This window comes from Bradyrhizobium sp. (genome assembly GCF_028868675.1).
Taxonomy (GTDB): Bacteria; Pseudomonadota; Alphaproteobacteria; order Rhizobiales; family Xanthobacteraceae; genus Bradyrhizobium.
The window spans coordinates 1-26,538 of record NZ_JAGWUA010000010.1 but is presented as its reverse complement, the minus strand read 5'-3'; the positions used below and the strand labels follow the sequence as shown (position 1 = coordinate 26,538).

Sequence of the window (26,538 nt, the reverse complement as noted above, 5' to 3'; positions counted from 1 at the left end):
CCGCTACTCCGCCATCTTCGGCGCGCTGATGCCGTCCTCGCGCGCGGCGCTCGCGGCGTTGTCGTCGGCGCGCCGTGCCTTCCGGGGCTCCCACCAGGCGTTGAAGGTGCCGACGAGCCCCCTCGGCAGCAGCAAGGTGACGAGGATGAACAGCGCGCCCAGCATGAACAGCCAGTACGGCGCAAGCACGCCCGAGGTGAAGACGGTCTTGGCGTAGTTGACGACGACGGCGCCCAGCGCCGCCCCGACCAGCGTGCCGCGGCCGCCGACCGCGACCCAGATCACCGCCTCGATGGAATTGCCGGGCGCGAATTCGGACGGGTTGATGATGCCGACCTGCGGAACGTAGAGCGCGCCGGCGACGCCCGCCATGCAGGCCGAAACCGTGAACACGAACAGCTTGTAGGATTCGACCCGGTAGCCGAGAAAGCGGGTGCGCGATTCCGCGTCCCGGATCGCGATCAGGATCTTGCCGAGCTTGGAGGAAACGATGGCCCGGCAAATCACGAAGCCGACGATCAGCGCCAAACAGCTCAGCGCGAACAATGCAGCCCGGGTGCCCTCGGCCTGGACGTTGAAGCCGAGAATGTCCTTGAAGTCGGTGAGGCCGTTGTTGCCGCCGAAGCCGAAATCGTTGCGGAAGAAGCCGAGCAGCAGCGCGTAGGTCATGGCCTGCGTGATGATCGACAGATAGACGCCGGTGACGCGCGAGCGGAACGCGAGCCAGCCGAAGCAGAAGGCGAGCAGGCCAGGCACCACGACCACCATGAGGGCCGCGAACCAGAACATGTCGAAGCCGTACCAGTACCAGGGCAGCTTCTGCCAGTTCAGGAACACCATGAAGTCAGGCAGGATCGGGTTTCCGTAGACGCCGCGGGTGCCGATCTGGCGCATCAGGTACATGCCCATGGCGTAGCCGCCGAGCGCGAAGAACGCACCGTGGCCGAGCGACAGGATGCCGCAATAGCCCCAGATCAGGTCGATCGACAACGCGAGGATTGCGTAGCAGACATATTTGCCCCACAGCGCCACAAGATAGGTCGGCACCTGGAGGGACGAGTCCGTCGGCAGCAGCAGGTTGGAGAGCGGGATCAGGATGCCGCAGGCGGCGACGATGGCGAGAAACAGCGTCGCGCCGCGGTCGAGCGATCGGGTCAGCATGTGAGGGGTCATGCTTCCACCGCACGGCCCTTGAGCGCGAACAGGCCGCGCGGGCGCTTCTGGATGAACAGGATGATCAGCACCAGGATGGCGATCTTGCCGAGCACGGCGCCGGCGACCGGCTCCAGGAACTTGTTGGCGATGCCGAGGCTGAAGGCACCGACCAGCGTGCCCCAGAGATTACCGACCCCGCCGAACACCACGACCATGAAGCTGTCGATGATGTAGCTCTGGCCGAGATTGGGGCTGACGTTGTCGATCTGCGACAGCGCCACGCCGGCGATGCCCGCGATGCCCGAGCCGAGACCGAAGGTCAGCGCGTCGACGCGCGAGGTGGCAATGCCCATCGAGGCCGCCATGCGCCGGTTCTGCGTCACCGCGCGCATCTCGAGCCCCAGCGCGGTGTAGCGCAGCATGGCGAGCAGGATCGCGAACACGGCGAGCGTGAAGCAGAAGATCCAGAGCCGGTTGTAGGTGATCGTGATCTGGCCGAGTTCGAACGCGCCGCTCATCCAGGAGGGGTTGCCGACCTCGCGGTTGGTCGGGCCGAACGCGGTGCGCACCGCCTGCTGCAGCACCAGCGACAGGCCCCAGGTCGCAAGCAGGGTTTCCAGCGGCCGGCCGTAGAGGAAACGGATGATGCTGCGCTCGATCAGGACACCGATCGCGCCGGAGACCAGGAAGGCAAGCGGCACGGCGATCAGCAGCGAATAGTCGAAGAGAGCGGGATAGCGGGTGCGGATCATCTCCTGCACCACGAAGGTGGTGTAGGCCCCGAGCATCACCATCTCGCCATGGGCCATGTTGATGACGCCCATCACGCCGAAGGTGATGGCAAGGCCGATGGCCGCGAGCAGCAGCACCGAGCCGAGCGAGAGGCCATACCAGGCGTTCTGCACCATGGACCACACCGCGAGCGAGTTCTGGATCGAGCCGATCGCGCCCGCGGCGGCCTTGGTCACGGACGCCGGCTGATCGCTGCCGATGTCGGTCAGGAGCGCGAGCGCCTCCTGGTCGCCACGAGCCTTGATGATGGCGACCGCCTTGAGCTTGTCGACCTCGCTGGCATCCGCCTTGTACAGCAGGATCGCCGCCCTTGCTTCGCCGAGCGCGGCCTTGGCGGTCCTGCTGGTTTCCTTGGCGAGCGCCTTCTCGACGACGGGCAGCGCCGATTCTTCATGAGACTTGAAGACGGATCGCGCGGCCTGGATGCGCATCGCGACATCGGGCGACATCAGCGTCAGGCTGCCCAGCGCCGCATCGACGCTGCGGCGCAGCCGGTTGTTCAGGCGCACCGCGCTGGCGCTGTCGGGCACGTTCGCGACGGTCGCCCCGCTTGCGGCGTCGATCGAGTTGCCGTCGGTGCCCGTCACAAAGACCTTCTTGGTGTCGGGGTCGGCCATCAGCCGGCCGTCCTGCAGCGCGCTGATGATCGGATAGGCCAGCGGATTGCCGCTGGTCGCAACCGCACCGATCGCCTCTTCGGTGTCGGAAAATTCGTCGTTGGCGAATTTGGCGACCGCGTCCTCGAACGGACCGGCCAGGGCCGGCAGCGCGACGGCGATCAGGAACAGCGAGAGCACGAGCGTGCAGAGACGCGCAGGCAAATTGGCTGGCACTTGAATGACCCCGGCAGAATTCGGTGGAGAAGGCGGCGGAATGGCCGCCTTCTCCGGTCGTTCAGGTTCGGATCAGGAGCCCGAACCGAGGCACTTGTTGGTCTTGACGTTGTAGTTGCCGCACTTCTTCTCGACCCAGTCGCCGATCAGGTCCCTGGAGCCGTCAAGCTCCTTCGACCAGGCGTCGCCGGCCACCAGGCTCGGCGTCTTCCAGACCACGTCGAACTGGCCGTTGCCCTTGATCTCGCCGATGAACACCGGCTTGGTGATGTGGTGGTTGGGCAGCATCTTCGACACGCCGCCGGTGAGGTTGGCCGCCTCGATGCCGGGAAGCGCGTCGATGACCTTGTCCGGATCGGTCGACTTCACCTTCTCGACCGCCTTCACCCACATGTTGAAGCCGATCACGTGCGCTTCCATCGGGTCGTTGGTGGTGCGCTTCGGATTCTTGGTGTAGGCCTGCCACTCCTTGATGAACTTCTCGTTCGCAGGAGTCTTGATCGACTCGAAGTAGTTCCAGGCGGCGAGGTGACCGACCAGCGGCTTGGTGTCGATACCGGCGAGTTCTTCCTCACCCACCGAGAACGCGACCACCGGGATGTCCTTCGCCTTGATGCCCTGGTTGCCGAGTTCCTTGTAGAAGGGAACGTTGGCGTCGCCGTTGATGGTCGAGACCACCGCCGTCTTCTTGCCGGCCGAGCCGAACTTCTTGATGTCGGCCACGATCGTCTGCCAGTCGGAGTGACCGAACGGCGTGTAGTTGATCATGATGTCGTCCTGGGCCACGCCCTTCGACTTCAGATAGGCCTCGAGGATCTTGTTGGTGGTGCGCGGATAGACGTAGTCGGTGCCCGCGAGCACCCAGCGCTTCACCTTCTCTTCCTTCATCAGATAGTCGACCGCGGGGATCGCCTGCTGGTTCGGCGCAGCGCCGGTGTAGAACACGTTGCGCTCGCTCTCCTCACCCTCGTACTGCACGGGGTAGAACAGGATGTTGTTCAGCTCCTTGAAGACGGGGAGCACGGACTTGCGCGACACCGAGGTCCAGCAGCCGAACACGACGGCGACCTTGTCCTTGGTGATGAGTTCGCGCGCCTTCTCCGCGAACAGCGGCCAGTTCGAGGCGGGGTCGACGACGACGGCCTCGAGCTTCTTGCCGAGCACGCCGCCCTTCTTGTTCTGCTCGTCGATCAGGAAGAGGATGGTGTCCTTCAGCGTGGTTTCGCTGATGGCCATGGTGCCGGAAAGAGAGTGCAGGACGCCGACCTTGATGGTGTCGTCCGCGGCGCTGGCGCCGGTAAAGGAAGCCAGACCGAGCATCAGTCCGGCGGTCGCTGCGAGCCAGCGACGGCGGCTCAATGGCGCCGCTATGCCGTGAGTCGATTTCGTAAGCATGAGGTATCATCTCCCTGACGCAGGCGTGAAAACGCTGCGAAACGGCCCCACGGCCGCCTGCGGTCAAGGGAATCGCAAGAACCATGCCATGGCGGCCATGGTCATCTAACCAACTGTTCTCATGAATAAATTTCTTGCCGATCAGGAATTTTGTCGTCTTCGCGCAGCTTATTCTTTGAGCACAAGAAATGTATGCTTGCGTGGCAGGCGGTCTGTTTATTAGGCAAAGCCGCCCATTGGCTAAAATTCCGGCAGGCAATGAAATCCTTATCTTGCCAGGCCCGCCGCCTTGAAAGCGCCGTCTCGATGTTCCATATGGTGGCCAAGACCCCTTGAGTATCAACGGGTCGTCGCGAGCCGCGTGTTCTTAAGCCCCATTGGGCCTCTGGCTTGCCCCTCCAGCCCAACAATCCGACACCCCAAACACGCAGGTGTCCTTCCGACACCCCTTTGCGCGTGCCCCGCCGCGTGGCGCCGGGCGCCTGCTTTTGACATGGAAAGAACCCATCTTTTGACTTCCTTTCAGGACTTCGGCCTTGCCGATCCCATTGCGCGTGCCCTCAAAGAGGAAAATTACGTCACGCCGACCCCCATTCAGGCCCAGACCATCCCGCTCGCGCTCACTGGCCGCGACGTCGTCGGCATCGCCCAGACCGGAACCGGCAAGACCGCGTCCTTCGCGTTGCCGATCCTGCACCGTCTGCTGCAGAACCGGATCAAGCCGCAGCCCAAGACCTGCCGCGTCCTGGTGCTGTCGCCGACGCGCGAACTATCCGGCCAGATCCTCGACAGCTTCAACGCCTATGGCCGCCATGTCCGCCTGACTTCGGCGCTCGCCATCGGCGGCGTGCCGATGGGCCGCCAGGTACGTTCGCTGATGCCCGGTGTCGAGGTACTGGTCGCCACCCCCGGCCGACTGCTCGACCTCGTGCAGAGCAACGCGCTCAAGCTCGCCCAGGTCGAATTCCTGGTGCTCGATGAGGCCGACCGCATGCTCGACATGGGCTTCATCAACGACATCCGGAAGATCGTCGCCAAGCTGCCGATCAAGCGGCAGACCCTGTTCTTCTCGGCCACCATGCCGAAGGACATTGCCGAACTCGCCGAAGCCATGCTGCGCGACCCCGCCCGCGTGGCGGTGACCCCGGTCGCCTCGACGGCCGAGCGCATCCGCCAGCGCATCATCCAGGTCGACTTTTCCGCCAAACCGGCGTTCCTGACCGAGCTTCTGAAGCAGGAGCCGATCGACCGGGCGCTGGTCTTCACCCGCACCAAGCACGGCGCGGACAAGGTGGTGAAGACGCTGGCCAAGGCCGGCATCGCCGCCAACGCCATCCACGGCAACAAGTCGCAGAACCACCGCGAGCGGACGCTTGCCGCGTTTCGCTCCGGCGAAATCCGGACCCTGATCGCCACCGACATCGCGGCGCGCGGCATCGACGTCGACGGCATCAGCCACGTCATCAATTTCGACCTGCCCAACGTGCCCGAGACCTATGTCCACCGCATCGGCCGCACCGCGCGCGCCGGCGCCGAGGGCACTGCGATCTCGCTGGTCGCAGGCGGAGAGGAACTCGGCTGGCTCCGGGACATCGAGCGACTGATCCGCGTGGCGCTGCCCCGCGAGGATCGCCGCACCGACGCCGGCCGCGAGGCCGCTCACGCCCCCTCTCCGGCCGCCGCGCAGCGTCGGCATGGACGGCCGGGCCAGCGGCCACAGGGCGCCAGGCCGGACCACGCCAGGCCCCATCACGGCAAGCCCGATCATGCGAAGTCCGACCATGCCAAGGCCGACCATTCAAGGCCTGGCCACGTGCGGCCCGGCGAGGGCGCGGGCACTGCGAAGGGGTCTCGCCGTCGCCGTTCCGGTGGTAAGGTGAATTTCTCACCAAGTGATCGGCCGGAACAGCGTCCCGCGCATGGCGCCGGCAAACCTGATGGGATACAAGGCGTTGCGTTTTTGCGCCGCGAGAGTCGCCCGAACGGCCGGCCGAGCCGCAACCCGCATTCGCACTAGCCGCCTATCGATCTGGAGATAACCATGGCTAAGGAAGAGCTGATCCAGTTCGAAGGACTGGTCACCGAAATTCTCCCTGACGCACGCTATCGCGTGCAGCTCGACGCCGGGCACGAAATCGTCGCCTACACCGCCGGCAAGATGAAGAAGAACCGCATCAAGACGCTGGCGGGCGACCGTGTGACGGTGGAGATGTCGCCCTACGATCTGGAAAAGGGGCGGCTGATCTTCCGCCACAAGGACGAGCGTCCCGGTCCGGCCGGCGGCCCGCCGCGGGGCGGTGCCCAGCGCGGCGGCCAGTTCCGCCGCCGGTAAGACCGTCCCGTCCTGCGGGAAGGAATCGACCGACATGCATGGAATCCGCCGCGGCACGCGGCGGATCAAAAAATCGTGCGCGTCAGGATTGTTTTGGGGCCTCGCTTCCGATAAAATGAATTATCGATTTTCGGCCGGACGACATTAGCATCCACCGGTACAGCCGGTTCAGACACGCTGACGACCCTTCCAAAAATTCGATCTAACCCGCCCGCGCAAGTGGGCTTCGACACTGTATATCTTGAGAAGGGACTACCCCCCATGAGCATGGGAACCGTGAAGTGGTTTAACGCAACCAAAGGCTTCGGCTTCATCCAGCCCGACGACGGCGGCAAGGACGTGTTCGTTCACATCAGCGCCGTCGAGCGCGCTGGCCTCGGAACGCTCCGCGAAGGTCAGAAGATCTCCTACGAGATCGTGGCCGATCGCCGGTCCGGCAAGTCGGCCGCCGATAATCTCCGCGCCGCGAGCTAGGCCGTCTCCGGGCCCCCCGCGGCCCGGGACCGGCCACCAAACGAAAAGGCCGTGCAGGCGCACGGCCTTTTTTCATGCGCCGAGAACAGTGCCGTTCACGTGGTCGTGCAGGTCGTCGACGGGCTGTAGTAGACGCAAAGCGACTGACGCGGACGGGTATAGGAGACGTCGTTCAGCGTGATCCCGGTCTTGAGCACGAACTTGACCGACGGCGTGTAGGTGTAGCTGACCTCCGAGAAGATCAAATAGGTGCCGGCGACGGCGAGCGTCGAGGGGATGGCGACGATGCTCCCCGCGGTCCTCGGGCCCGCCCCCTTGCTCCACTGCACCCGCGCATTGAGCGTCGTGGGATCGACGTAGAGTTCGGAAATCGTCGCCGAGACCGGGCTGGGATCATAGGGCGTCATCACACCGGTCGACGCCGCGAAGAAATTGGTCATGTCGGCGTCGCCGACGGAGGTCGACTGCGACGTGAGGTCGGAAAGCGTCCGCGCCATCAGCGTGACCTTGCGGTCGACCGCCACCGCCGACGAGAATTCGACCGTGCCGAAGAACATCACCAGCATCAGCGGCATGATCACCGCGAACTCGGTCGCGGCGATCGCCCTGCTGTCGGCGAGAAAGCCCAATGAGGAGAAACGCGCCCGTCGCCAGATTTTCTCTATCGCCCGCATCGCTCGGATCCAATGGTTACGCACTAATTGTAGGGCTCGTTCTTGAACGCGGCCGTCGCCACCAGCAGACGCTTGTTGCCCGCGAGATTCGAGATGTTGTAGCCGAGCCCGGTGACGAACAACGGCCACTGATAGAACAGCCGCACCACCACGATGTCGCCCGGGCCGCCCGCAGCGTAGCCCGTGGTCTGGTCGAAATTGCCGGCCGCGTTGATGTGGCTCGGCAGCGTAACCGTCGAGAAGGACGTGAAGCTCGACACGTCGACATAAAGGCTGCTGCAGTCGAACAACGCCGGAATCTGGCTGCAGACGTAGGTCTTGAACGCCGCCTGGGTGCAGGGCGTGTTGACGCCGGCCACCTGGCAGACGGGCATCGCTCCGCTTTGCGCCTGCCCGGTCATGATCATGCGCGCGGAGTTCTGCGTGATGGTCTCGAGCACCTGGCTCGCGAAGAACATGAGCGCGGTCTCGATGATCGCGAACAGCAGCGCGAAGAACAGCGGCGCGACCAGTGCAAACTCGACCGCCGCCGAGCCACGGCCATTGCGGCGAAACCGGCGCAGCATGGTCCTGAATGTCAATCTCTTGGTGGCGGGCGACGGCATCGCGAGAAATCCCCAGCGGCAGCGATCTCTGCACCGTCGTTTAGCTGAAAGTAATTGTTGAAGTGTTTCGGGCGACCGCTGTACGGCGGCCCGGGCCGTCAAGGATCCGTTAACCTTCTCGCCGCGACACGGGGCACGCGGTCGAGCGCGCGCCCTTCACCGCTCGCGACGCGGGGATCGCTCCCGGTTTGCCGATGATGCCTAGTTCGTCTTGGCCGCGCCGGCGTTGCCGCTGGCCGTGCTGCTCAGGCTGCCGGCCTGGCCCATCGTCGCATTGAAATAGGATTCGCTGTCGCCGAGCGTCACGCGGCGCTGGCAGATCGGCATGCAGCTATAGGATTCCCGTTCGATGCCGCGATAGACCGTGACGAGCCGGTCGCTCGGTCCCTCGACCTGGATCTGCCGATCGACCAGGACCTCGCCGCCGCGGTCGAGAGCGATGAAGTTGGTGGCGCCATAGCCCTTGCCGGTCACCACGATCATGCCGCCGGGCTGCAGGGTCACGTCGGCGATCAGGGGATTTCCGACCACGATGGTCGCGACCTTGCCGGGCAGCCTGACGAGCTTGGCCTGGTCGACATTGACGGCAATGGTGTCTGCGATGGATTCGGCGAGGCCGGCCGCCGGCGCGATCAGCACGGCAGCTGCAACCAGACAAGCGCACGCCCGAAGGCACAGGAACTCTTTACGCATACTCTACCCCGGGACGTGAACTGGCCGACAGGAGCGATACGAAATCGAGCCGGCGCCCGACCCGGCTAACCTGCCCCCAATTCATGAACGTTCCGCAAACAACAGGCCTAAAGCCTGATGCTTCGGCGCGTTTAGTCCGGACCCGCACGTTTTTCGGGTGATCCGGTCGGACCGCGGTAAACGCCGTCTTCCGGATCGGGAGCAGTTTCTAGCGGCGGAAGGGATAGGCCAGTTGCCCGCCGAACTCGTTGGGCATGGTCGCTTCGTCCTTGCCGTACTCCTTCGGCAGCTCGTTCTCGGGCATATGGAACGTTCCAAACAGCACGTCCCAGATCGGGAAGGTGCCGGCAAAGTTGGTGTTGCCGCCCTCTTCGAGCGACGTGTGGTGCCAGCGATGGAATACCGGCGTCGCCAGCAGGTATTTGAACGGCCCGAACGTCCAGTTCAGGTTGGCGTGGACGAAGGCGGAATAGAAGGTGGTGAACGGACCGAGCCAGATCATGGTATTCGGCGAGATGCCGGCGGTCAGCAGCATGACGTCGACCGCGATGGTCCCCAGCAGCAGGTTCACGGGATGGAAACGCGCCGCCGAAATCCACTCCAGCTCCTCCGAGGAATGGTGGACCGCGTGATACTTCCAGAAGCCGCCGCCGTGAAACAGCCGATGCAGCCAGTACAGCATGAAATCGGACAGCACCAGGAACAGGATGCCCTGCAGCCAGAGCGGCAGCTGCGCGAGCGGACCGTGGCCGTCGTCGTAGAAGGCGATGAGCTCGTCGGGATCATGGATGTTGAAGAGGTAGCCGGCGGCGGCGATCAGCAGCCCGATCCGCATCGTGCGGGCGAACACCGGAACGAAGAACCAGTAGCAGACGTCGGTCACGATTTCCCGCTTACGCCACCACGGCCCTGCCGGATTGCAGGCCCAGAAATGCGCGAGCACGGAGAAGACGAGCCCGAGCACGATGGTGATGGGAATGACCTTCTCGATGGTCTCGCCGAGCATCAAGGCGACTTGCATGGGTAGGCTCGACATCGTCGCCTCCTCTTTCGATCCTGGTTCCACAGGCCTACTCCCGGAGATTTAAGGGAGCGTGAAGTCGCAGCGCCTCGGGCACTCCCTGCGCGAGACTGCAAACAAGATCGATTTACGGCGGACCCCTTAAGTCCAAATTCACTCTGGTCAGAAGCCGCGCGCCACGGCCCGCTTTCCGCGACCGAATTAACCCTACCGAAAGAGCTCGGCTCTCATGCTCGACGTGCTGGAGACAGCGCCGAACGAGGCCACCACATCCCAGAGGGAGTCAGCTCATGAAGAACCTTATTGCACGTTTCGCGAACGATGAATCCGGCGCCACCGCCATCGAATACGGACTGATCGCCGCCGGCATCGCGCTCGCGATCATCACCGTCGTCAACAATCTCGGCACTACGCTGAACGCCAAGTTCGGCTCGATCAGCAGTTCGCTGAGGTAAGCGAGTCCAACCCGCGTACAGCAAGAGCCCCGGACCTCCGGGGCCTTTGTTTTTCTCGAGGCTCGCAGTTCCAGTGGCGTTGCGTAAGATACACCGGTCCGCCGCGCCCGGCGCGGTCGCGGCAGAGGGAGCGCGGAGCGATGCGCCGGCCGGCTTGGTCTGCCTGGCCCTGCTGCTCGCGCTCGTCGCGCTGGCGGCGCGGATCGCAAGCGTCTGGTGAGACCGCCTCCGGCGGCCGGACCTCTCGCCCGCGTGGCCGTCCCGCCGTTTTCGGTTTGTTTAGCACTGACGGCTAAAATTCCGCGACGCTCCGATCCTGCGGCGGCCGCAAGGCCCGAAGAAGCAACCCATGATCCTCGACCTCGCGCGCCTTCTGATCTTCCCGGCCCTGATGGCGTTTGCCGCGGCGAGCGACCTGTTCACGATGACCATCTCGAACCGGGTGTCGCTGGCGCTGGTCGCCGGCTTCTTCATCCTCGCCTTCGCCGGCGGCATGGCGCCCCACGCCCTGCTGACCCATGTGGGCGCCGGGGCGCTGGTGCTGGCGGTGACCTTCACCTGCTTTGCCATGGGCTGGGTCGGCGGCGGCGATGCGAAAGTGGCAGCCTCCGTCGCACTCTGGTTCGGCTTTCCGCACCTGATGGACTTCGCGCTCTACGCCTCCCTGTTCGGCGGCGCGCTCACGTTGCTGCTGCTGCAGTTCCGGCAATGGCCGCTGCCGTTCGGCCTGGCCGGGCAGGCCTGGCTCGCGCGCCTGCACGCCAAGGAGACGGGCATTCCCTACGGCATCGCGATCGCGATCGGTGCGCTCGTGGTCTACCCGGAGACGGAATGGGTGAAGGCGATCGATCTCGCCCACCTCGCGCTGCGCTGACCGCGCCGGATAAACCAGGCGTTAAGGCGATTTAGATACGCCTTATTAACCATGCTTTGACGAATAGCTGGTCAACTGCCATCACGGCGGCGGCAGCGTCGCGGCGTTTTGTTGGAAAGTGAAGCGTATGAATACCGCACGCATTGTCGTCCTGACGGTCGCCATCGGTGCCGGCGGCATCGCTGCGTACCTGGCGAGCGGGTCCGACGGCCCGGCGCCGACGCCGGCCGCGCCGGTCGCCCAGCTTCCAACCGTCGACGTTCTCGTGGCCAAATCCGACATCGGCCTCGGCCAGACCGTCAAGCCCGAAGACGTGCAGTGGCAATCCTGGCCGGCCGCGACCGCCAGCGCCGCCTTCATCCGCCGCAACGAGCGCCCCGACGCGACCACACAGGTCGCAGGCTCGATCGTCCGCGTTCCCTTCATCCAGGGTGAGCCGATCCGCGACCAGAAACTGGTCAAGGCCGAGGGCTCGGGCTTCATGGCCGCCATCCTGCCGAGCGGCATGCGCGCGGTCTCGACCGAAATCTCGCCGGAAACCGGCGCGGGCGGCTTCATCCTGCCCAACGACCGCGTCGACGTGCTGCTGACGAAGCGCGACAAGAACCCCGATCGCGCCTCCAGCGGCAGCGACGTCGTCAACGCCGAAATCATCCTGTCCAACATCCGCGTGCTGGCGATCGATCAGGCGCCGAAGGAGAAGGACGGCCAGAACGCCGTGGTCGGCAGGACCGTGACGCTCGAGCTGAAGCCGGAGCAGACCGAGACGCTCGCGCGCGCGCGCCAGAGCGGCACGCTGTCGCTGGCGCTGCGCAGCATCGCCGACGTCAATGCCAAGAGCGACACGACAGACGAACCGCGCAGGCGCGGTGAGAACATCGCCGTCATCCGCTACGGCGTGCCGAGCCAGATGACCGCGCAGAAGTGACGATGGGGACCACCGATATGAAATGCAGGGTAACCACGATGAAGCTGCGGACCTTCACGGTCCGCGCCCTGTCGTTTTCGGCCCTTGCCGCGCTGGCGCTCACCCCGGCCCTGAGTCCGGTCACCGCCGCCGACTATCGGCCGGCGCCGCCGGCCGCCGCCGACGGCCAGATGAACGCGCGCTTCCTGTCGCTCGGCGTCGGCAAGTCCCTCGTGATCGACCTGCCGCGTGACATCAAGGACGTGCTGGTCGCCGACCCCAAGATCGCCAACGCGGTGGTGCGCTCGGCGCAGCGCGCCTACATCATCGGCGCCGCCGTCGGCCAGACCAACATCGTCTTCTTCGATTCCGCCGGCCAGCAGATCGCGGCCTACGACATCGCGGTGAAGCGCGACCTCAACGGCATTCGCGCCGCGCTGAAGCAGATCCTGCCCAATTCCGACATACAGATCGACGGCGTCGGCGAAGGCATCATCCTGAGCGGCACGGCGGCGAGCAACATCGAGGCGCAGCAGGCCAACGATCTCGCGACCCGTCTCGCCGGCGGTGCCGACAAGGTCGTCAACTCGATCATCGTCCGCGGCCGCGACCAGGTCATGCTCAAGGTGACGGTGGCCGAGGTCGCCCGGTCGATCGTCAAGCAGCTCGGCATCGACCTCACCGCCAACCTCAACTACGGCACCGCAGTGGTGAATTTCACCAACTCCAACCCGTTCACCGCCTATGGCCGCAATCTGGTGTCCGGCAACGCGCTGAGCACCTCGTTCGGCTCGACGCCCTCGGTGACGGCGACGCTGCGCGCGATGGAAGGCGCGGGCGTCGTGCGCACGCTCGCCGAGCCGAACCTCACGGCGATCTCGGGCGAATCCGCCACCTTCATCGCTGGCGGCGAGTTCCCGGTGCCGGCAGGATACGCCTGCGATCCCACCACGCACGTCTGCACCACCCAGATCAGCTTCAAGAAGTTCGGCATCTCGCTGAACTTCACGCCGGTGGTGATGACCGAGGGCCGGATCAGCCTCCGCGTGATGACCGAGGTCTCGGAACTGTCGAACGACAACTCGATCACGCTGTCGCAGGCCGTCACCCTGACCTCGGTGAACTCGCTGACGGTGCCCTCGATCAAGACCCGCCGTGCCGAGACCACGCTGGAGATTCCGTCCGGCGGCTCGATGGCGATGGCCGGGCTGATCGCGGACCAGACCAAGCAGGCGATCAACGGCTTGCCCGGGCTGATGCAGGTGCCGGTCCTGGGATCGCTGTTCCGCAGCCGCGACTTCGTCAACAACCAGACCGAGCTGATGGTGCTGGTGACGCCCTATATCGTCCGCGCGGTCGCACAGAAGGACCTGTCGCGACCGGACGACGGCTTCGCGGCGCCGGCCGATCCGCAGGCCGAACTGCTCGGCAACATCAACCGCATCTATGGCGTGCCAGGCCGGGTCGACCCGGCGCGGAATTACCGCGGCACCTACGGCTTCATCACCGATTGAGCGGAACGGGGATCTGACAATGACCACAAGACCACCCCTCGATCGCAGACGCGCCGTTCGCCTCGGCGGCGCGCTCGCCGGCATCGCCGTCGCGCTCGGAGCCTGCACGCATACCGACCAGGCCGTCACCGCCTCCATTCCGGACGACTACCGGCAGCGGCACCCGATCGCGATCGAGGAAGCCAACCGCTCCACCGTGATCTTCGTCGGCCAGGCCCGCGGAGGGCTGACCGCGTCCCAACGCGCCGACGTCATGGGCCTGGCGTCGACCTGGATGCGCGAGGGTACCGGCGCGATCCACATCGACCTGCCGACCAGCACGCCCAACGCACGGGCGGCCCAGGAATCGCTGCGCGAGATCGAGGCGATGCTGGCGGCTGCGGGCGTGCCGCCGCGCGGCGTCATCGTGCACCGCTATCATCCGGAGGATTCGCGCTTCCTGCCGCCGATCCGGCTGACCTACTCCAAGATCGCCGCCGTCGCCGGTCCCTGCGGATTGTGGCCGGAAGACCTGGGCCCGTCGATCAAGAACAAGAGCTGGTTCGAGAACAAGCCGTACTACAATTTCGGCTGTGCCTCGCAGCGCAACCTCGCCGCGATGATCGACAATCCGTCCGACCTCGTGCAGCCGCGTCCCGAGACGCCGGCCTACACGATGCGGCGCAACGCCGGCTTCGAGAAATATCGCAAGGGCACCTCGACGGCGACCATCTATCCCGAGGCCGACAAGGCCAAACTCAGCGACACCGGCAAATGATCAGCTACGCCCGCCAGACCCAGGAAGAGGAGCCGCAGGCCGCCCCGCCGCCGGTCGAGGAGCATATTGCACCCGCGCCGCGCGTTTCGGTCCAGGCCTTCTGCGAGACGGTGGAGACGGCCGCCGCCGTGCAATCGGCCGGCGAGGACCGCCGGCTCGGCAAGGCCCATCTGAAGATCCAGATGGGCGGGATGGCGGCCGCGATCGAAGCCTACCGCTCCGCGCCGACCCCGAACGTGATCGTGCTGGAGAGCGACGGCCGCAACGATCTCCTGGGCGGGCTCGACCAGCTCGCCACCGTCTGCGACTCCGGCACCCGCGTCGTCGTCATCGGGCGCATCAACGACGTCATGCTCTACCGCGAGCTGGTGCGCCGCGGCGTCAGCGATTACGTGCTGTCGCCGGTCACGGCGCTCGACGTGGTGCGGTCGATCTGCAACCTCTTCTCGGCGCCGGAAGCCAAGGCGGTCGGCCGCATCGTCGCGGTGGTGGGCGCCAAGGGCGGCGTCGGTGCCTCGACCGTCGCCCACAACGTCGCCTGGGCGATCGCGCGCGACCTCGCGATGGACGCCGTGGTGGCCGACCTCGATCTCGCCTTCGGCACCGCCGGGCTCGACTACAACCAGGACCCGACGCAGGGCATCGCCGACGCGGTGTTCTCGCCCGACCGCGTCGACACCGCCTTCATGGACCGCCTGCTGTCGAAATGCACCGACCATCTGAGCCTGCTGGCGGCGCCGGCGACGCTCGACCGGGTCTACGATTTCGGAACCGATGCCTTCGACGCCGTGTTCGACACGTTGCGCTCGACCATGCCCTGCATCGTGCTCGATGTCCCGCATCAATGGTCGGGCTGGACCAAGCGCGCCCTGATCGGGGCCGACGACATCCTGATCGTGGCGGCGCCGGACCTTGCGAACCTGCGCAACGCCAAGAACCTGTTCGACCTCCTGAAGGCCCAACGTCCCAACGACCGGCCGCCGCTCTACTGCCTGAACCAGGTCGGTATCCCGAAGCGGCCGGAAATCGCCGCCACCGAGTTCGCCAAGGCAATCGAGAGCCAGCCGATCGTGTCGATCCCGTTCGAGCCGCAGGTCTTCGGATCGGCGGCCAACAACGGCCAGATGATCGCGGAGATCTCCGCCAACCACAAGTCGATCGAGATGTTCCTGCAGATCGCGCAGCGCCTGACCGGGCGCAGCGAGACCAAGAAGCAAAGAACGTCCATCCTTTCACCCCTGATTGAGAAGTTGCGGCGAAAATAAGCCGCCGCATGGAGTCGTTAAGTGTTTGGTAAGCGTAGCGGAACGGACGACACCCGGGCCTTCAGGCCCGGCGCCGCGCCGCCGGAGCCCCAGCCGGCTCCGGCGCCGACGGTTTCGCGCGCGCCGCCGCCGCCGGCCGTCGCGTCCCCGCCGCTGGCGCCCGCCAGGCCGGCGCCGACCATGGAAAGCCGCCGCTCGGACAATTACTACGAGGTCAAGGCCACCATCTTCGGCGCGCTGATCGAGGCCATCGACCTCGCCCAGCTCGCCAAGCTCGATTCCGAATCGGCGCGGGAGGAAATCCGCGACATCGTCAACGAGATCATCGCGATCAAGAACATCGTGATGTCGATCGCCGAGCAGGAGGAGCTGCTCGACGACATCTGCAACGACGTGCTCGGCTACGGCCCGCTCGAGCCGCTGTTGTCGCGCGACGACATCGCCGACATCATGGTCAACGGCGCCAACACCGTCTACATCGAGGTTGGGGGCAAGATTCAGCGCACCGGCATCCGCTTCCGCGACAACCAGCAGCTCCTCAACATCTGCCAGCGCATCGTCAGCCAGGTCGGACGGCGCGTCGACGAATCCTCGCCGATCTGCGACGCGCGCCTCGCCGACGGCTCGCGCGTCAACGCCATCGTGCCGCCGCTGTCGATCGACGGCCCCGCCCTCACCATCCGCAAGTTCAAGAAGGACAAGCTGACGCTGGATCAGCTCGTCAAGTTCGGAGCGATCACGCCGGAGGGCGCCGAAATCCTGCAGATCATCGGCCGCTGCCGCTGCAACGTGCTGATCTCCGGCGGTACCGGCTCGGGCAAGACCACGCTGCTCAACTGCATGACCAACTACATCGAGCACGACGAGCGCGTCATCACCTGCGAGGACGCGGCCGAGCTGCAGCTCCAGCAGCCCCACGTGGTGCGGCTGGAAACCCGCCCGCCCAACATCGAGGGCGAAGGCCAGGTCACGATGCGCGAGCTGGTACGCAACTGCCTGCGCATGCGCCCCGAACGCATCATCGTCGGCGAGGTCCGCGGACCCGAGGCGTTCGACCTGCTGCAGGCAATGAACACCGGCCATGACGGCTCGATGGGCACGCTGCACGCCAACAATCCGCGCGAGGCGCTGTCGCGCTGCGAATCCATGATCACGATGGGCGGCTTCTCCCTGCCCTCGCGAACGATCCGCGAGATGATCTGCGCCTCCATCGACGTCATCATCCAGGCCGCCCGCCTGCGCGACGGTTCGCGACGCATCACCCACATCACCGAGGTGATGGGCATGGAAGGCGACACCATCATCACCCAGGACGTCTTCGTCTACGACCTGGTCGGCGAGGACGCCAACGGCAAGATCATCGGCCGGCACCGCTCGACCGGCATCGGCCGTCCGCGCTTCTGGGAGCGCGCCCGCTACTACGGCGAGGAGAAGCGCCTGGCCGCCGCGCTCGACGCGGCGGAAGTGGACGCGAACAAGGGTTGAGGGCCAGCCACGCCATGAAGATTCAAGTGCTCGCCCTCGCCTTCCTCGCCACCGCCGCGGTCGGCGGCATTGCGTGGGTCTTCATCTATCCGCTCCTGTCCGGCGAGCGCAAGGCGGAGAGCCGCCGCGCCTCCGTGGCGCGCGCCGAGCCTACGGCGGCGCGTCAGGCCGAGAAGACCCAGCGCTCGCGCCGCGAGCAGGTCGAGGGCACGCTGAAGGATCTCGAGGCGCGGCGCCAGAAGGAAAAGAGCGTTCCGCTCTCCGTGCGCCTCGCGCAGGCCGGGCTGGACTGGACGCCGCAGAAGTTCTGGATCGCGTCGGGCGTGCTCGCCGGCGCCTGCTTCCTGCTCGCCATGCTCGTCGGCGGCGGGCTGCTCGGGGCCGCGGGGCTCGCCTTCGCCGCCGGCTTCGGCCTGCCGCGCTGGACGCTCGGCTTCCTGAAGAAGCGCCGCGAAGCGAAATTCCTCAAGGCGCTGCCCGACGCCGTCGACGTGATCGTCCGCGGCATCAAGGCGGGCCTGCCGCTGTTCGAGTCCATCAAGGTCGTCGCCGCCGATTCGCCCGAGCCCCTGCGCAGCGAGTTCCTGGCCATCATCGAGACCCAGGCGATCGGCATGCCGCTCGGCGAAGCCTGCGCGCGGCTCTACGACCGCATGCCGCTGCCCGAGGCCAACTTCTTCGGCATCGTCGTGTCGATCCAGCAGAAATCGGGCGGCAACCTCTCGGAGGCGCTCGGCAACCTCTCCAAGGTGCTGCGCGACCGCAAGAAGATGAAGGAGAAGATCCAGGCGATGTCGATGGAGGCCAAGGCTTCCGCCGGCATCATCGGTTCGCTTCCGCCGATCGTCATGCTCCTGGTCTACCTCTCGACGCCGCAATACATCTCGCTGCTGTGGACCCATCCGACCGGCCAGCTGATGCTGGTCGGCTGCGTCATCTGGATGTCGATCGGCGTGATGGTGATGAAGAAGATGATCAACTTCGATTTCTGATGGTGCCCCATGGTCGACTTCCTCATCGCGAAGCTGCATGACGTCCACTTCCTGACGATGCTGCTGGCGGCCATCGCCGCCAGCGCCACCGTCTACACCCTGGTGATGCCGCTGTTCGCGGGCGAAGGCCTTGCCAAGCGTATGAAGGCGGTGGCCAACGAGCGCGAGCGCATCCGCCAGCGCGAACGCGACCGGCTGGCCAAGAGCGAGAAGGTCTCGCTGCGCCAGACGCCGAAGCAGCTCGTCTCCAAGGTGGTCGAGGACTTCAACCTCACCAAATGGCTGGCGCAGGAGGCCGCGCGCGAGAAGCTCGTGATGGCGGGCTATCGCGGCCACGCGCCCTACGTCACCTTCCTGTTCGCCCGCGGCGTGACCCCGATCGTGCTGTTCGTCGGCGCGGTCCTCTACGTGTTCCTGATCGCGAAGATGCAGCAGCCGATGCCGATCAAGATCGGCATCTGCGTCGTCGCCGCCTATCTCGGGCTGCAGGCGCCGATGCTGTTCCTGAGGAACGCGATCTCCAAGCGCCAGCTCTCGATCAAGCGCGCCTTCCCCGATGCGCTCGACCTCTTGCTGATCTGCATCGAGTCCGGCATGTCGGTCGAGACCGCGTTTCGCAAGGTCGCCGCGGAGATCGTCGGCCAGTCGATCGCGCTGTCGGAGGAGTTCACGCTGACGACGGCGGAACTGTCCTATCTGCAGGACCGCAAGGTGGCCTATGAGAACCTGTCGCGGCGCACCGGCCTCGAAGGCGTCAAGTCGGTCTGCCTGGCCCTGCAGCAGGCGGAGCGCTACGGCACGCCGCTCGGCCATTCGCTGCGGGTGATGGCGCAGGAAAACCGCGACATGCGCATGAACGAGGCCGAGAAGAAGGCGGCCGCGCTGCCGCCGAAGCTGACCGTGCCGATGATCCTGTTCTTCCTGCCGGTCCTGTTCGTCGTCATTCTCGGACCGACTGGCATCAAGATCTCGGAGCTGCACTGACCGGGCGCGGCCACGCGGGCCGCGGCGACAGCCGCGCTCGACACACGCGAAAAGTCCAGATCAATCGGGCTGGCTGAGGGAGGCGACCGGCATCCGGCGGGAGGCCGCGCGGGGCGCATCCTTGCGGTTCAGCATGTCCTTCAGATAGGCGACGTTGGCGGCGGCCTCTTCCGGCGGCAGGTCGGCCTTGACGATGGTCTCGGCCTCCGCGAAGCGACCCTGCAGGCCGACCACCAGAGCGAGATTCTGCCGTACCCGCGGCCCCGCGTTCGGCGCGGCATAAGCCTGCCGCAGCGTCTCCTCCGCCTTGGGCAGCTCCTTCGAGAGCATGTAGGACAGGCCGAGATTGGAGAGCACGCCGGGCTCGCCGGGCGCAATCTTCAGCGCGCTCGCATAGTAGCGGCGCGCGTCCTCGTGCCGACCCATCTGGTCGAGCGCGGTGCCCTGCACCGAGAGCAGGCGCCAGTCCGGATTGTCGGGCGAATGGGCCTTCGACAAGACGTCGAAGGCCTGCTGGAAATTGCCGTTGTCGGCGAGCGCACGGCCGTAAGCCGCCAGCAGCGCCTTGTTGCCGGGATGGGCGATGGTGGCCTGCTCGAGCACGGCTGCGGCCTGCGCACGCTGACCGTTGGCGCGCAAGGCCTGGCCGTAGGCCAGCGCCGCATTGGGGTCCTTGGGGTTGGCGCGATAGCGCTCGCCATAAACCTCGGCGGCGCGCACCGGATCGGTCGGCGGCGCGGCATCCGCGCGCTGCGTCAGCGACCCCGTGATGTCGGCCATGGTCTGGCAGCCGCCAAGCCCCGCAGCCAACAGCGCGACCAGCGAGGCGGACGCGAGAAGTCGGGCAGGACTGAACCGCTGACGCATGACGCTTTGACTCTCGAGCCGATTGATCGAGCCGAACGCGCCAGCAATAGACCGTTAACCCTAACGGGCGGTTAACGGCCGCTCGCCCGGCTCAATATTCGACGGCGAGCCGCTTCCTGATCTCGTCGATCCGCTTGTCGAGCGCGTCGAACCGCGCATGGACGGCGCGGTCGTGGAGATAGAAGACATAGCCGCCGGCAAGGAAGGCGAAGATCCAATGATGATGCTCGACATAGTCGAACACCGCCTCGATGGCCTGGCCGAGAAACCCGATCACGTTCCACAGAACGTCCATTGCAATCCTCCCGGCACGCTTGATTGGCTGACCTCCGGACGCGTCACGCCGCAGGCGGTCTTGCCGGAACCTAGCATGACGCCGGGCCAGCGAGTAGCCGACCGCATCCTGCAGCAAAGCCGATTGCAGGCGCGGCCAAACTCTGCGAAGTCTTCCGGCATCCCGCGCGATCCGCTCGCGCCCGCGCCCGAGCCAGCCCATGCCCTCCGTCTTCGAGACCTCCTCCCCCGCATCCGCCATCCCCATCACCTTCGTAACCAGGTCGCGCTGGGATGCTCTGCGGGAAACGCTGTCGCCGCCGCAGCGTCAGTTCGCGGTGGCCAACGGCTTCACCGCCAAGCCGGGCGCATGGCTCGCTTTGCCCGCGCCCGACGGCGCGATCGCGCAGGTGCTGTTCGGCTTGGAGGATGACGGCGCAAAATCGCGCGACCCGTTCCGGCCGGGCGCGCTGCCGGGATTGCTGCCGCCCGGCACCTACCGCTTCGCCAATGCGCCGCATGATGCGCGCCTCGCCGCCCTCGCCTTCGCGCTCGGCAGCTACCGCTTCGGCCGCTACCGCAAGCCTGATCGTTCCGACGTCCGGCTGGTTCCACCCGACGGCGTGGATGTCGCCGAGACCGCAGCAATCGCAGAGGCCGCGGCGCTGGCGCGCGACCTCGTCAATACGCCCTCCAACGACATGGGGCCCGGAGAACTCGCGGCCGCCGCGCAAGCACTCGCGGAAGAATTCGGCGCCAACTGCACCTGCGTCGTCGGCGAGGAACTGAAGCGGAGTTTTCCGCTGATCCACGCTGTCGGGATGGCCTCCAGCCGCGCGCCGCGCCTGATCGATCTCGGCTGGGGCGATCCCGACCATCCCAAGGTGACCCTGGTTGGCAAAGGCGTCTGCTTCGACACCGGCGGGCTCGACCTCAAGCCGTCGAGCGGCATGCTGATCATGAAGAAGGACATGGGCGGTGCCGCCAACGTGCTGGCGCTCGCGCGCATGGTGATGGCCGCGAAGCTGAAGGTGCGCCTGCGGGTGCTGATCCCCGCCGTGGAGAATGCGGTCTCCGGCAATGCCTTCCGCCCGCTCGACATCTTCCGCTCGCGCAAGGGCATTTCCGTGGAGATCGGCAACACCGACGCCGAGGGCCGGCTGGTGCTCGCCGACGCGCTGGCGCTGGCCGACGAGGAGAAGCCCGACCTGCTGATCGATCTCGGCACGCTGACGGGCGCGGCGCGCGTGGCGCTCGGGCCGGATTTACCGCCCTTTTACACCAACGATGAGACGCTTGCCGCGGACGTCGCGCGATGCGCCGTCGCGGAGAACGATCCGTTGTGGCGCATGCCGCTGTGGCCGGCCTACGATTCCTGGCTGGATTCGAAGACCGCCGACATCACCAATGCACCCTCCGGGGGCTTTGCCGGCTCGATCACCTGCGCGCTGTTCCTGCAGCGCTTCGTCGAGCAGGCGAAGTGCTGGCTGCATGTCGACATCTACGCCTGGACGCCGTCCGCAAGACCCGGGCGTCCCGAGGGCGGCGAGTGCCAGGCGGCGCGCGCCCTCTACAAGCTGCTGAGCGAGCGCTATGCATGATCCGCGGCTGACGCCAGCACGAGGCGACCTCGCCGCGAAATATCTCGAGGGCAAGGTCACCGCCGACCGTTTCGTCACCGGCGAGGAGTTCGAGGTGATCGAGCCGATCGCGCCGCTGCGCGAGCAGCCGTCGTCCGGCGCCACGCTGATGACGGAGGCGCTGCTCGGCGAGCGCGTCACCGTCTACGACCGCAACGGCGAGGGTTTCGCCTGGGGCCAGCTTGCCAGCGACGGTTACGTCGGCTGGCTGCCCGATGCGGCGCTCGCAAGACCCGCGGCCGCGCCGACGCACAAGGTCACGACGCTGCGAACGTTTGCTTTTCCCGGCCCCTCGATCAAGCTGCCGCCGGCGGACGCGCTGGTGCTGGGATCAAGGGTGACGGTAACGCGCGAGGATGGCAGCTTTGCCGTGACGCATGGCGGTCGCTACCTGCCGAAAGCGCATCTCGGCGAACTCGACGATCGCGAGCCGGACTTCGTCGCGGTTGCCGAACGTTTCGTCGGCACGCCCTATCTCTGGGGCGGCAAGAGCAGCCTTGGCATCGATTGCTCGGGCCTGGTGCAGGTCTCGCTGACCGCCGCCGGCATCGGCTGCCCGCGCGACAGCGACATGCAGCAGGACGGGCTCGGCCGTGCGCTCGAAGCGCATGAGAGAAGGAAGCTGCAGCGCGGCGACCTGATCTTCTGGAAGGGCCACGTCGCGATCGTGCGCGACGGCAGCAGCATCGTGCACGCCAACGCCCATCATATGGCAACCGTGATCGAGAACACCGCGCAGGCGATCGCCCGAATCAGCCAGGCCGGCAGCGAAGTGGTCACGATCAAGCGGCTGTAGGCCCTTACGTCGCCACCGCTCCGTTGCCGGCCGTCTCCAGCCGGAACGCGGCGGCGAACAGCGCGCGGGTGTAGTCGGTCTTCGGCGTCTTGAACAGCTCGGCGGCCGGCCCCTCCTCCACCACCTTGCCGCCGCGCATCACGATCAGATGGCTGGCGAGCGAGGCGACCACGCGCAGATCGTGCGAGATGAACATGTAGGTCAGGTCGCGCTTGCGCTGCAGTTCGCGCAGGAGGTCGACCATCTGGGCCTGGAGCAGCATGTCGAGCGCGCTGGTCGGCTCGTCCAGCACGACGAAATCGGGCTCCAGCACCACGGCGCGCGCGATGCTGATGCGCTGGCGCTGGCCGCCGGAGAACTCATGTGGATAGCGGAAGCGTGTCTCCGGATCGAGCCCGACATCCTGCAACGCCTGCACCACGCGCGCCTCGCGCTCGTCCTGCGAGAGCTTTGGCTGATGCACCGAGAGGCCTTCGCCGATGATGTCCGAAACCGACATGCGCGGGCTAAGCGACCCGAACGGGTCCTGGAACACGATCTGCATGTCGCGCCTGAAGGGACGCATCTCCTTGAAGCGCAGACCCTGGATGTCCTTGCCCAGGAATACGATGCGGCCGTTGGAGGAGATCAGGCGCAATAGCGCGAGCCCCAGCGTGGTCTTGCCCGAGCCGGATTCGCCGACGACGCCGAGCGTCTCGCCCTTGCGCACGGCAATGGTGACGCCGTCGACTGCCTTGATATAGCCGACCGTCTTGCGCGTCAGGCCGCGCTTGATCGGAAACCATACCTTCAGATCGCTCGCCGACATTACCACCGGCGCCTGCGGCTGCGGCGGCGCCGGATCGGGCTTCGGCTCCGCAGCCAGCAGATCGCGCGTGTAGGGGTGCTTCGGGCGCGTAAACACTTCCTCCACCGGGCCCTGCTCGACGATCTTGCCGCCGTTCATGACGCAGACGGTATCGGCGATGCGGCGCACGATGCCGAGATCATGGGTGATGAAGAGCAGACTCATGCCGAGCCGGGCGCGGATGTCGGCGAGCAGCGCAAGGATCTGCGCCTGCACGGTGACGTCGAGCGCGGTGGTCGGCTCGTCCGCGATCAGCAGGTCGGGTTCGTTGGCGAGCGCCATCGCGATCATCACGCGCTGGCGCTGGCCGCCGGAGAGCTGGTGCGGATAGCTCTTGAGCCGCGTCTCCGGCTCGGGAATGCCGACCTGCGTCAGCAGTTCCAGCGTGCGCTGGCGCGCCAGCGCGGTGCTGGTGGGATTGTGCAGCTGGATGATCTCGCCGATCTGCGCCTCGATCGTATGCAGCGGATTGAGCGAAGTCATCGGCTCCTGGAAGATGATCGAGATCTCACCACCGCGAATGCCGCGCATTTCGCGCTCCGGCAGGCCGAGGACGTCGCGCCCCTTGAAGCGGATGCTGCCGGAGGGATGCGAGGCGCTCGGATAGGGCAAGAGCTTCAGGATCGACAACGCGCTGACCGATTTGCCCGAGCCGGACTCGCCGACCAGCGCCACGCACTCGCCGCGCTTGATCTGGAACGAGACCCTGTCGACCGCAAGCGTCGTGCCTCCGCCCTGGTGGAACGCCACGGAGAGATCGCGCACGGCAAGCAGGGGCTGGTTGATCGCGTCCATCGCGGCCCTCACCTGAACGTCTTGCGCGGATCGAAGGCGTCGCGCACGGCTTCGCCGACGAAGATCAGGAGCGAGAGCATGATCGCGACCGAGAAGAAGCCGGTGAAGCCGAGCCAGGGCGCCTGCACGTTGGACTTGCCCTGCGACAGGAGCTCGCCGAGCGACGGCGATCCCGGCGGCAGGCCGAAGCCCAGGAAGTCGAGCGCAGTCAGCGTCATCACCGAGCTCGAGACGATGAACGGCAGGAAAGTCATGGTCGCCACCATCGCATTCGGCAGCAGGTGGCGGAACATGATCACCGCGTTGGAAACGCCGAGCGCGCGCGCCGCCTGGATGTACTCGAAATTGCGCCCGCGCAAGAATTCCGCGCGCACGAGGCCCACCAGCGACACCCAGGAGAACAACAGGAGGATGCCGAGCAGAACGAAGAAGCCGGGCACCAGCACCGAGGACAGGATCAGCAGCAGGTAGAGCGAGGGGATCGCCGTCCAGATCTCGATGAAGCGCTGGAACGAGAGATCGATCCAGCCGCCGAAATAGCCCTGGATGCCGCCCGCCGCGATGCCGACGATCGAGGAGACGATGGTGAGACAGAGACCGAACAGCACCGAGATGCGGAAGCCGTAGATCAGCCGCGCCACCACGTCGCGGCCCTGGTCATCGGTGCCGAGCCAGTTGTATTCGAGATCCCGGCAGCTCTTCAGGCCCTTCTTCTCGACGACCGGCGCGCACTGCTTCTCCGTCAGCATCCAGGTCGGCGGCGACGGCGCGGGCGTCGGCAGATCGAGATTGTGGGTGTCGTAGGAATAGCGGATCAGCGGCCAGACGATGGTGCCGCCCTTCTCCTTGATCAGCTTCTGCAGGTAGGGATCGCGATAGTCGGCCGCGGTCTCGAAATCGCCGCCGAACGTGGTCTCCGAATAGGTGACGAAGGCCGGCCAGTAGAGATGGCCGTCGAACTTGATCAGGAACGGCCGGTCGTTGGCGATCAACTCGGCAAACAGCGACACCGTGAACAGCACCAGGAAGATCCAGAACGACCAGAAGCCGCGCCGGTTGGCCTTGAAGCTCTCCCAGCGCCGCCTGTTGAGCGGCGACGGGCTGAACGCCTTGCGCGTGACCGGCACGGCTTCGCCGAGCGGCGACTTCGTCGTGGTCTCGATCGGGGTGGGGGCGGTGACGGCCATCAGACCTCCCGCGCCTCGAAATCGATCCGCGGATCGATCCACATGTAGGTGAGGTCCGAGATCAGGTTCACCACGAGGCCGACCAGCGAGAAGATGTAGAGCGTGCCGAACACCACGGGATAGTCGCGGTTGAGTACGCTCTCGAAGCTGAGCAGGCCGAGCCCATCGAGCGAAAAGATGGTCTCGATCAGCAGCGAGCCCGAGAAGAAGGCGTGGATGAAGGCGCCGGGGAAGCCGGCGATCACGATCAGCATCGCGTTGCGGAAGATATGGCCGTACAGCACCTGGTTCTCGCTGCAGCCCTTGGCGCGCGCGGTCATGACATATTGCTTGCGGATCTCGTCGAGAAACGAGTTCTTGGTGAGCAGCGTCATGGTGGCGAACGCGCTCAGGCCCATGGAAAGCAGCGGCAGCGTCAGGTGCCAGAAATAGTCGATGACCTTCCAGTACCAGGGAAATTGCGACCAGCCGTCCGAGGTCAGCCCGCGCAGCGGGAACCAGTTGAAGAACGAGCCGCCGGCAAACAGGATGATCAGGAGGATCGCGAACAGGAAGCCCGGGATCGCGAAGCCGACGATGATCACGGCCGAGGTCCATGTGTCGAAGCGCGAGCCATCCTTCACCGCCTTGCGGATGCCGAGCGGGATCGAGATCAGGTAGGTCAGCAGCGTCATCCAGATGCCGAGCGACATCGAGACCGGCAGCTTCTCCTTGATCAATTGAACGACACTGACGTCACGAAAATAGCTCTTGCCGAAATCGAAGCGGGCAAAATTCCACACCATCAAGGCGAAGCGCTCCGGCGCCGGCTTGTCGAAGCCGAACTGTTTTTCCAGGCTCTTGATGAAGTCGGGGTCGAGGCCCTGCGCGCCGCGATATTTCGAATTGACGGCGTCGGCGCCGGCGCCGACCAGCCCCGGCGCGCG

At 65.8% G+C, this 26,538-nt stretch carries 26 protein-coding genes; 14 read left to right on the top strand and 12 right to left on the bottom strand.

Going from position 1 to position 26,538, the window contains the following annotated elements; all coding sequences use genetic code 11:
- Nucleotides 1-3: 3 nt before the first annotated feature.
- The 3 genes from urtC to urtA all read right to left on the bottom strand — a co-directional run bounded on the left by urtC (nucleotide 4) and on the right by urtA (nucleotide 4,175).
- The gene (gene urtC, locus KGM94_RS02770) at nucleotides 4-1,173 is read right to left on the bottom strand and encodes an urea ABC transporter permease subunit UrtC (protein ID WP_300254740.1); all 1,170 of its coding nucleotides are present in this window, start codon (nucleotides 1,171-1,173) and stop codon (nucleotides 4-6) included.
- A complete protein-coding gene (gene urtB / locus KGM94_RS02765; protein WP_300254737.1) occupies nucleotides 1,170-2,780 on the bottom strand; it encodes an urea ABC transporter permease subunit UrtB in 1,611 nt (536 codons plus the stop codon). Before urtB ends, urtC begins: the two co-directional genes overlap by 4 nt.
- A 72-nt stretch (nucleotides 2,781-2,852) precedes the next feature.
- Nucleotides 2,853-4,175: an urea ABC transporter substrate-binding protein gene (urtA, locus tag KGM94_RS02760; protein WP_300254735.1), complete on the bottom strand. Its 1,323-nt coding sequence runs from the start codon at nucleotides 4,173-4,175 to the stop codon at nucleotides 2,853-2,855.
- Between the two features lie 493 nt (nucleotides 4,176-4,668).
- On the opposite strand from urtA, the gene KGM94_RS02755 reads away from it, so the two are divergent.
- The 3 genes from KGM94_RS02755 (at nucleotide 4,669) to KGM94_RS02745 (ending at nucleotide 6,981) form a co-directional block, all read left to right on the top strand.
- Nucleotides 4,669-6,192 carry a DEAD/DEAH box helicase gene (locus KGM94_RS02755; RefSeq protein ID WP_300254733.1) on the top strand — a complete coding sequence of 508 codons (1,524 nt, stop codon included), beginning with the start codon at nucleotides 4,669-4,671 and terminating at the stop codon, nucleotides 6,190-6,192.
- 24 nt (nucleotides 6,193-6,216) lie between these two features.
- Nucleotides 6,217-6,507 carry a translation initiation factor IF-1 gene (gene infA, locus KGM94_RS02750; RefSeq protein WP_300254729.1) on the top strand — a complete coding sequence of 97 codons (291 nt, stop codon included), beginning with the start codon at nucleotides 6,217-6,219 and terminating at the stop codon, nucleotides 6,505-6,507.
- A gap of 261 nt (nucleotides 6,508-6,768) precedes the next feature.
- The gene (locus tag KGM94_RS02745) at nucleotides 6,769-6,981 is read left to right on the top strand and encodes a cold-shock protein (RefSeq protein WP_300254726.1); all 213 of its coding nucleotides are present in this window, start codon (nucleotides 6,769-6,771) and stop codon (nucleotides 6,979-6,981) included.
- Nucleotides 6,982-7,076: 95 nt separating this feature from the next.
- On the opposite strand, the gene KGM94_RS02740 is transcribed toward KGM94_RS02745, so the two are convergent.
- The 4 genes from KGM94_RS02740 to KGM94_RS02725 form a co-directional block, all read right to left on the bottom strand.
- Nucleotides 7,077-7,655: a TadE/TadG family type IV pilus assembly protein gene (locus tag KGM94_RS02740; RefSeq protein ID WP_300254724.1), complete on the bottom strand. Its 579-nt coding sequence runs from the start codon at nucleotides 7,653-7,655 to the stop codon at nucleotides 7,077-7,079.
- Nucleotides 7,656-7,678: 23 nt separating this feature from the next.
- Nucleotides 7,679-8,260: a TadE/TadG family type IV pilus assembly protein gene (locus KGM94_RS02735; RefSeq protein WP_300254722.1), complete on the bottom strand. Its 582-nt coding sequence runs from the start codon at nucleotides 8,258-8,260 to the stop codon at nucleotides 7,679-7,681.
- A 201-nt stretch (nucleotides 8,261-8,461) separates the two neighbouring features.
- On the bottom strand, nucleotides 8,462-8,953 hold the full coding sequence (locus tag KGM94_RS02730; protein ID WP_300254719.1) for a pilus assembly protein N-terminal domain-containing protein: 492 nt from the start codon (nucleotides 8,951-8,953) through the stop codon (nucleotides 8,462-8,464).
- A 208-nt stretch (nucleotides 8,954-9,161) separates the two neighbouring features.
- Nucleotides 9,162-9,989, bottom strand: a complete 828-nt coding sequence (locus KGM94_RS02725) for a sterol desaturase family protein (protein WP_300254717.1) — start codon at nucleotides 9,987-9,989, stop codon at nucleotides 9,162-9,164.
- 275 nt (nucleotides 9,990-10,264) lie between these two features.
- On the opposite strand from KGM94_RS02725, the gene KGM94_RS02720 reads away from it, so the two are divergent.
- The 9 genes from KGM94_RS02720 (at nucleotide 10,265) to KGM94_RS02680 (ending at nucleotide 19,207) form a co-directional block, all read left to right on the top strand.
- Nucleotides 10,265-10,429 carry a Flp family type IVb pilin gene (locus tag KGM94_RS02720; protein ID WP_300254716.1) on the top strand — a complete coding sequence of 55 codons (165 nt, stop codon included), beginning with the start codon at nucleotides 10,265-10,267 and terminating at the stop codon, nucleotides 10,427-10,429.
- 349 nt (nucleotides 10,430-10,778) lie between these two features.
- Nucleotides 10,779-11,303: a prepilin peptidase gene (locus KGM94_RS02715; protein ID WP_300254715.1), complete on the top strand. Its 525-nt coding sequence runs from the start codon at nucleotides 10,779-10,781 to the stop codon at nucleotides 11,301-11,303.
- 127 nt (nucleotides 11,304-11,430) lie between these two features.
- On the top strand, nucleotides 11,431-12,231 hold the full coding sequence (cpaB, locus tag KGM94_RS02710; protein ID WP_300254714.1) for a Flp pilus assembly protein CpaB: 801 nt from the start codon (nucleotides 11,431-11,433) through the stop codon (nucleotides 12,229-12,231).
- Nucleotides 12,232-12,248: 17 nt separating this feature from the next.
- Nucleotides 12,249-13,724 (top strand): type II and III secretion system protein family protein, encoded by a 1,476-nt coding sequence (locus KGM94_RS02705; protein ID WP_300254712.1) that lies wholly within the window; start codon nucleotides 12,249-12,251, stop codon nucleotides 13,722-13,724.
- Between the two features lie 19 nt (nucleotides 13,725-13,743).
- On the top strand, nucleotides 13,744-14,481 hold the full coding sequence (locus KGM94_RS02700; protein WP_300254710.1) for a CpaD family pilus assembly protein: 738 nt from the start codon (nucleotides 13,744-13,746) through the stop codon (nucleotides 14,479-14,481).
- Entirely contained in the window at nucleotides 14,478-15,746 is a 1,269-nt protein-coding gene (locus KGM94_RS02695; RefSeq protein WP_300254707.1) for an AAA family ATPase, read from the top strand. Before KGM94_RS02700 ends, KGM94_RS02695 begins: the two co-directional genes overlap by 4 nt.
- Before the next feature lie 21 nt (nucleotides 15,747-15,767).
- Complete coding sequence (locus KGM94_RS02690) at nucleotides 15,768-17,231, top strand: CpaF family protein (protein ID WP_300254706.1); 1,464 nt, start codon at nucleotides 15,768-15,770, stop codon at nucleotides 17,229-17,231.
- 14 nt (nucleotides 17,232-17,245) lie between these two features.
- The gene (locus tag KGM94_RS02685) at nucleotides 17,246-18,223 is read left to right on the top strand and encodes a type II secretion system F family protein (protein ID WP_300254704.1); all 978 of its coding nucleotides are present in this window, start codon (nucleotides 17,246-17,248) and stop codon (nucleotides 18,221-18,223) included.
- A 9-nt stretch (nucleotides 18,224-18,232) separates the two neighbouring features.
- Nucleotides 18,233-19,207 (top strand): type II secretion system F family protein, encoded by a 975-nt coding sequence (locus KGM94_RS02680; RefSeq protein WP_300254701.1) that lies wholly within the window; start codon nucleotides 18,233-18,235, stop codon nucleotides 19,205-19,207.
- A 60-nt stretch (nucleotides 19,208-19,267) separates the two neighbouring features.
- On the opposite strand, the gene KGM94_RS02675 is transcribed toward KGM94_RS02680, so the two are convergent.
- Entirely contained in the window at nucleotides 19,268-20,074 is an 807-nt protein-coding gene (locus tag KGM94_RS02675) for a tetratricopeptide repeat protein (RefSeq protein WP_300254698.1), read from the bottom strand.
- A 91-nt stretch (nucleotides 20,075-20,165) separates the two neighbouring features.
- The gene (locus KGM94_RS02670; RefSeq protein WP_300254695.1) at nucleotides 20,166-20,369 is read right to left on the bottom strand and encodes a hypothetical protein; all 204 of its coding nucleotides are present in this window, start codon (nucleotides 20,367-20,369) and stop codon (nucleotides 20,166-20,168) included.
- A 199-nt stretch (nucleotides 20,370-20,568) separates the two neighbouring features.
- Between KGM94_RS02670 and KGM94_RS02665 the strand changes: the two genes are divergently transcribed.
- Together KGM94_RS02665 and KGM94_RS02660 are read left to right on the top strand one after the other, a co-directional pair.
- Entirely contained in the window at nucleotides 20,569-21,948 is a 1,380-nt protein-coding gene (locus KGM94_RS02665; protein ID WP_300254692.1) for a M17 family metallopeptidase, read from the top strand.
- A complete protein-coding gene (locus KGM94_RS02660; protein ID WP_300254689.1) occupies nucleotides 21,941-22,783 on the top strand; it encodes an NlpC/P60 family protein in 843 nt (280 codons plus the stop codon). The genes KGM94_RS02665 and KGM94_RS02660 overlap by 8 nt, the downstream gene beginning before the upstream one ends.
- A gap of 4 nt (nucleotides 22,784-22,787) precedes the next feature.
- On the opposite strand, the gene KGM94_RS02655 is transcribed toward KGM94_RS02660, so the two are convergent.
- From KGM94_RS02655 to yejB, 3 genes are all read right to left on the bottom strand, one after another.
- Complete coding sequence (locus tag KGM94_RS02655; protein ID WP_300254686.1) at nucleotides 22,788-24,425, bottom strand: ABC transporter ATP-binding protein; 1,638 nt, start codon at nucleotides 24,423-24,425, stop codon at nucleotides 22,788-22,790.
- 8 nt (nucleotides 24,426-24,433) lie between these two features.
- Nucleotides 24,434-25,612, bottom strand: coding sequence for an ABC transporter permease (locus KGM94_RS02650; RefSeq protein WP_300254684.1), 1,179 nt, complete (start codon nucleotides 25,610-25,612; stop codon nucleotides 24,434-24,436).
- Nucleotides 25,612-26,538, bottom strand: a 927-nt coding sequence (gene yejB, locus KGM94_RS02645) for a microcin C ABC transporter permease YejB (RefSeq protein ID WP_300254681.1), incomplete at its 5' end; no start/stop codon positions are given. The genes KGM94_RS02650 and yejB, both read right to left, overlap by 1 nt.

Coding starts and splice junctions, on each gene's coding strand:
- urtC (WP_300254740.1), bottom strand. CDS start 1,173: ATGACCCCTCACATGCTGACCCGATCGCTCGACCGCGGCGCGACGCTG.
- urtA (WP_300254735.1), bottom strand. CDS start 4,175: ATGCTTACGAAATCGACTCACGGCATAGCGGCGCCATTGAGCCGCCGT.
- KGM94_RS02755 (WP_300254733.1), top strand. CDS start 4,669: ATGGAAAGAACCCATCTTTTGACTTCCTTTCAGGACTTCGGCCTTGCC.
- infA (WP_300254729.1), top strand. CDS start 6,217: ATGGCTAAGGAAGAGCTGATCCAGTTCGAAGGACTGGTCACCGAAATT.
- KGM94_RS02745 (WP_300254726.1), top strand. CDS start 6,769: ATGAGCATGGGAACCGTGAAGTGGTTTAACGCAACCAAAGGCTTCGGC.
- KGM94_RS02740 (WP_300254724.1), bottom strand. CDS start 7,655: ATGCGGGCGATAGAGAAAATCTGGCGACGGGCGCGTTTCTCCTCATTG.
- KGM94_RS02735 (WP_300254722.1), bottom strand. CDS start 8,260: ATGCCGTCGCCCGCCACCAAGAGATTGACATTCAGGACCATGCTGCGC.
- KGM94_RS02730 (WP_300254719.1), bottom strand. CDS start 8,953: ATGCGTAAAGAGTTCCTGTGCCTTCGGGCGTGCGCTTGTCTGGTTGCA.
- KGM94_RS02725 (WP_300254717.1), bottom strand. CDS start 9,989: ATGTCGAGCCTACCCATGCAAGTCGCCTTGATGCTCGGCGAGACCATC.
- KGM94_RS02720 (WP_300254716.1), top strand. CDS start 10,265: ATGAAGAACCTTATTGCACGTTTCGCGAACGATGAATCCGGCGCCACC.
- KGM94_RS02715 (WP_300254715.1), top strand. CDS start 10,779: ATGATCCTCGACCTCGCGCGCCTTCTGATCTTCCCGGCCCTGATGGCG.
- cpaB (WP_300254714.1), top strand. CDS start 11,431: ATGAATACCGCACGCATTGTCGTCCTGACGGTCGCCATCGGTGCCGGC.
- KGM94_RS02705 (WP_300254712.1), top strand. CDS start 12,249: ATGAAATGCAGGGTAACCACGATGAAGCTGCGGACCTTCACGGTCCGC.
- KGM94_RS02700 (WP_300254710.1), top strand. CDS start 13,744: ATGACCACAAGACCACCCCTCGATCGCAGACGCGCCGTTCGCCTCGGC.
- KGM94_RS02695 (WP_300254707.1), top strand. CDS start 14,478: ATGATCAGCTACGCCCGCCAGACCCAGGAAGAGGAGCCGCAGGCCGCC.
- KGM94_RS02685 (WP_300254704.1), top strand. CDS start 17,246: ATGAAGATTCAAGTGCTCGCCCTCGCCTTCCTCGCCACCGCCGCGGTC.
- KGM94_RS02680 (WP_300254701.1), top strand. CDS start 18,233: ATGGTCGACTTCCTCATCGCGAAGCTGCATGACGTCCACTTCCTGACG.
- KGM94_RS02675 (WP_300254698.1), bottom strand. CDS start 20,074: ATGCGTCAGCGGTTCAGTCCTGCCCGACTTCTCGCGTCCGCCTCGCTG.
- KGM94_RS02670 (WP_300254695.1), bottom strand. CDS start 20,369: ATGGACGTTCTGTGGAACGTGATCGGGTTTCTCGGCCAGGCCATCGAG.
- KGM94_RS02665 (WP_300254692.1), top strand. CDS start 20,569: ATGCCCTCCGTCTTCGAGACCTCCTCCCCCGCATCCGCCATCCCCATC.
- KGM94_RS02660 (WP_300254689.1), top strand. CDS start 21,941: ATGCATGATCCGCGGCTGACGCCAGCACGAGGCGACCTCGCCGCGAAA.
- KGM94_RS02655 (WP_300254686.1), bottom strand. CDS start 24,425: ATGGACGCGATCAACCAGCCCCTGCTTGCCGTGCGCGATCTCTCCGTG.
- KGM94_RS02650 (WP_300254684.1), bottom strand. CDS start 25,612: ATGGCCGTCACCGCCCCCACCCCGATCGAGACCACGACGAAGTCGCCG.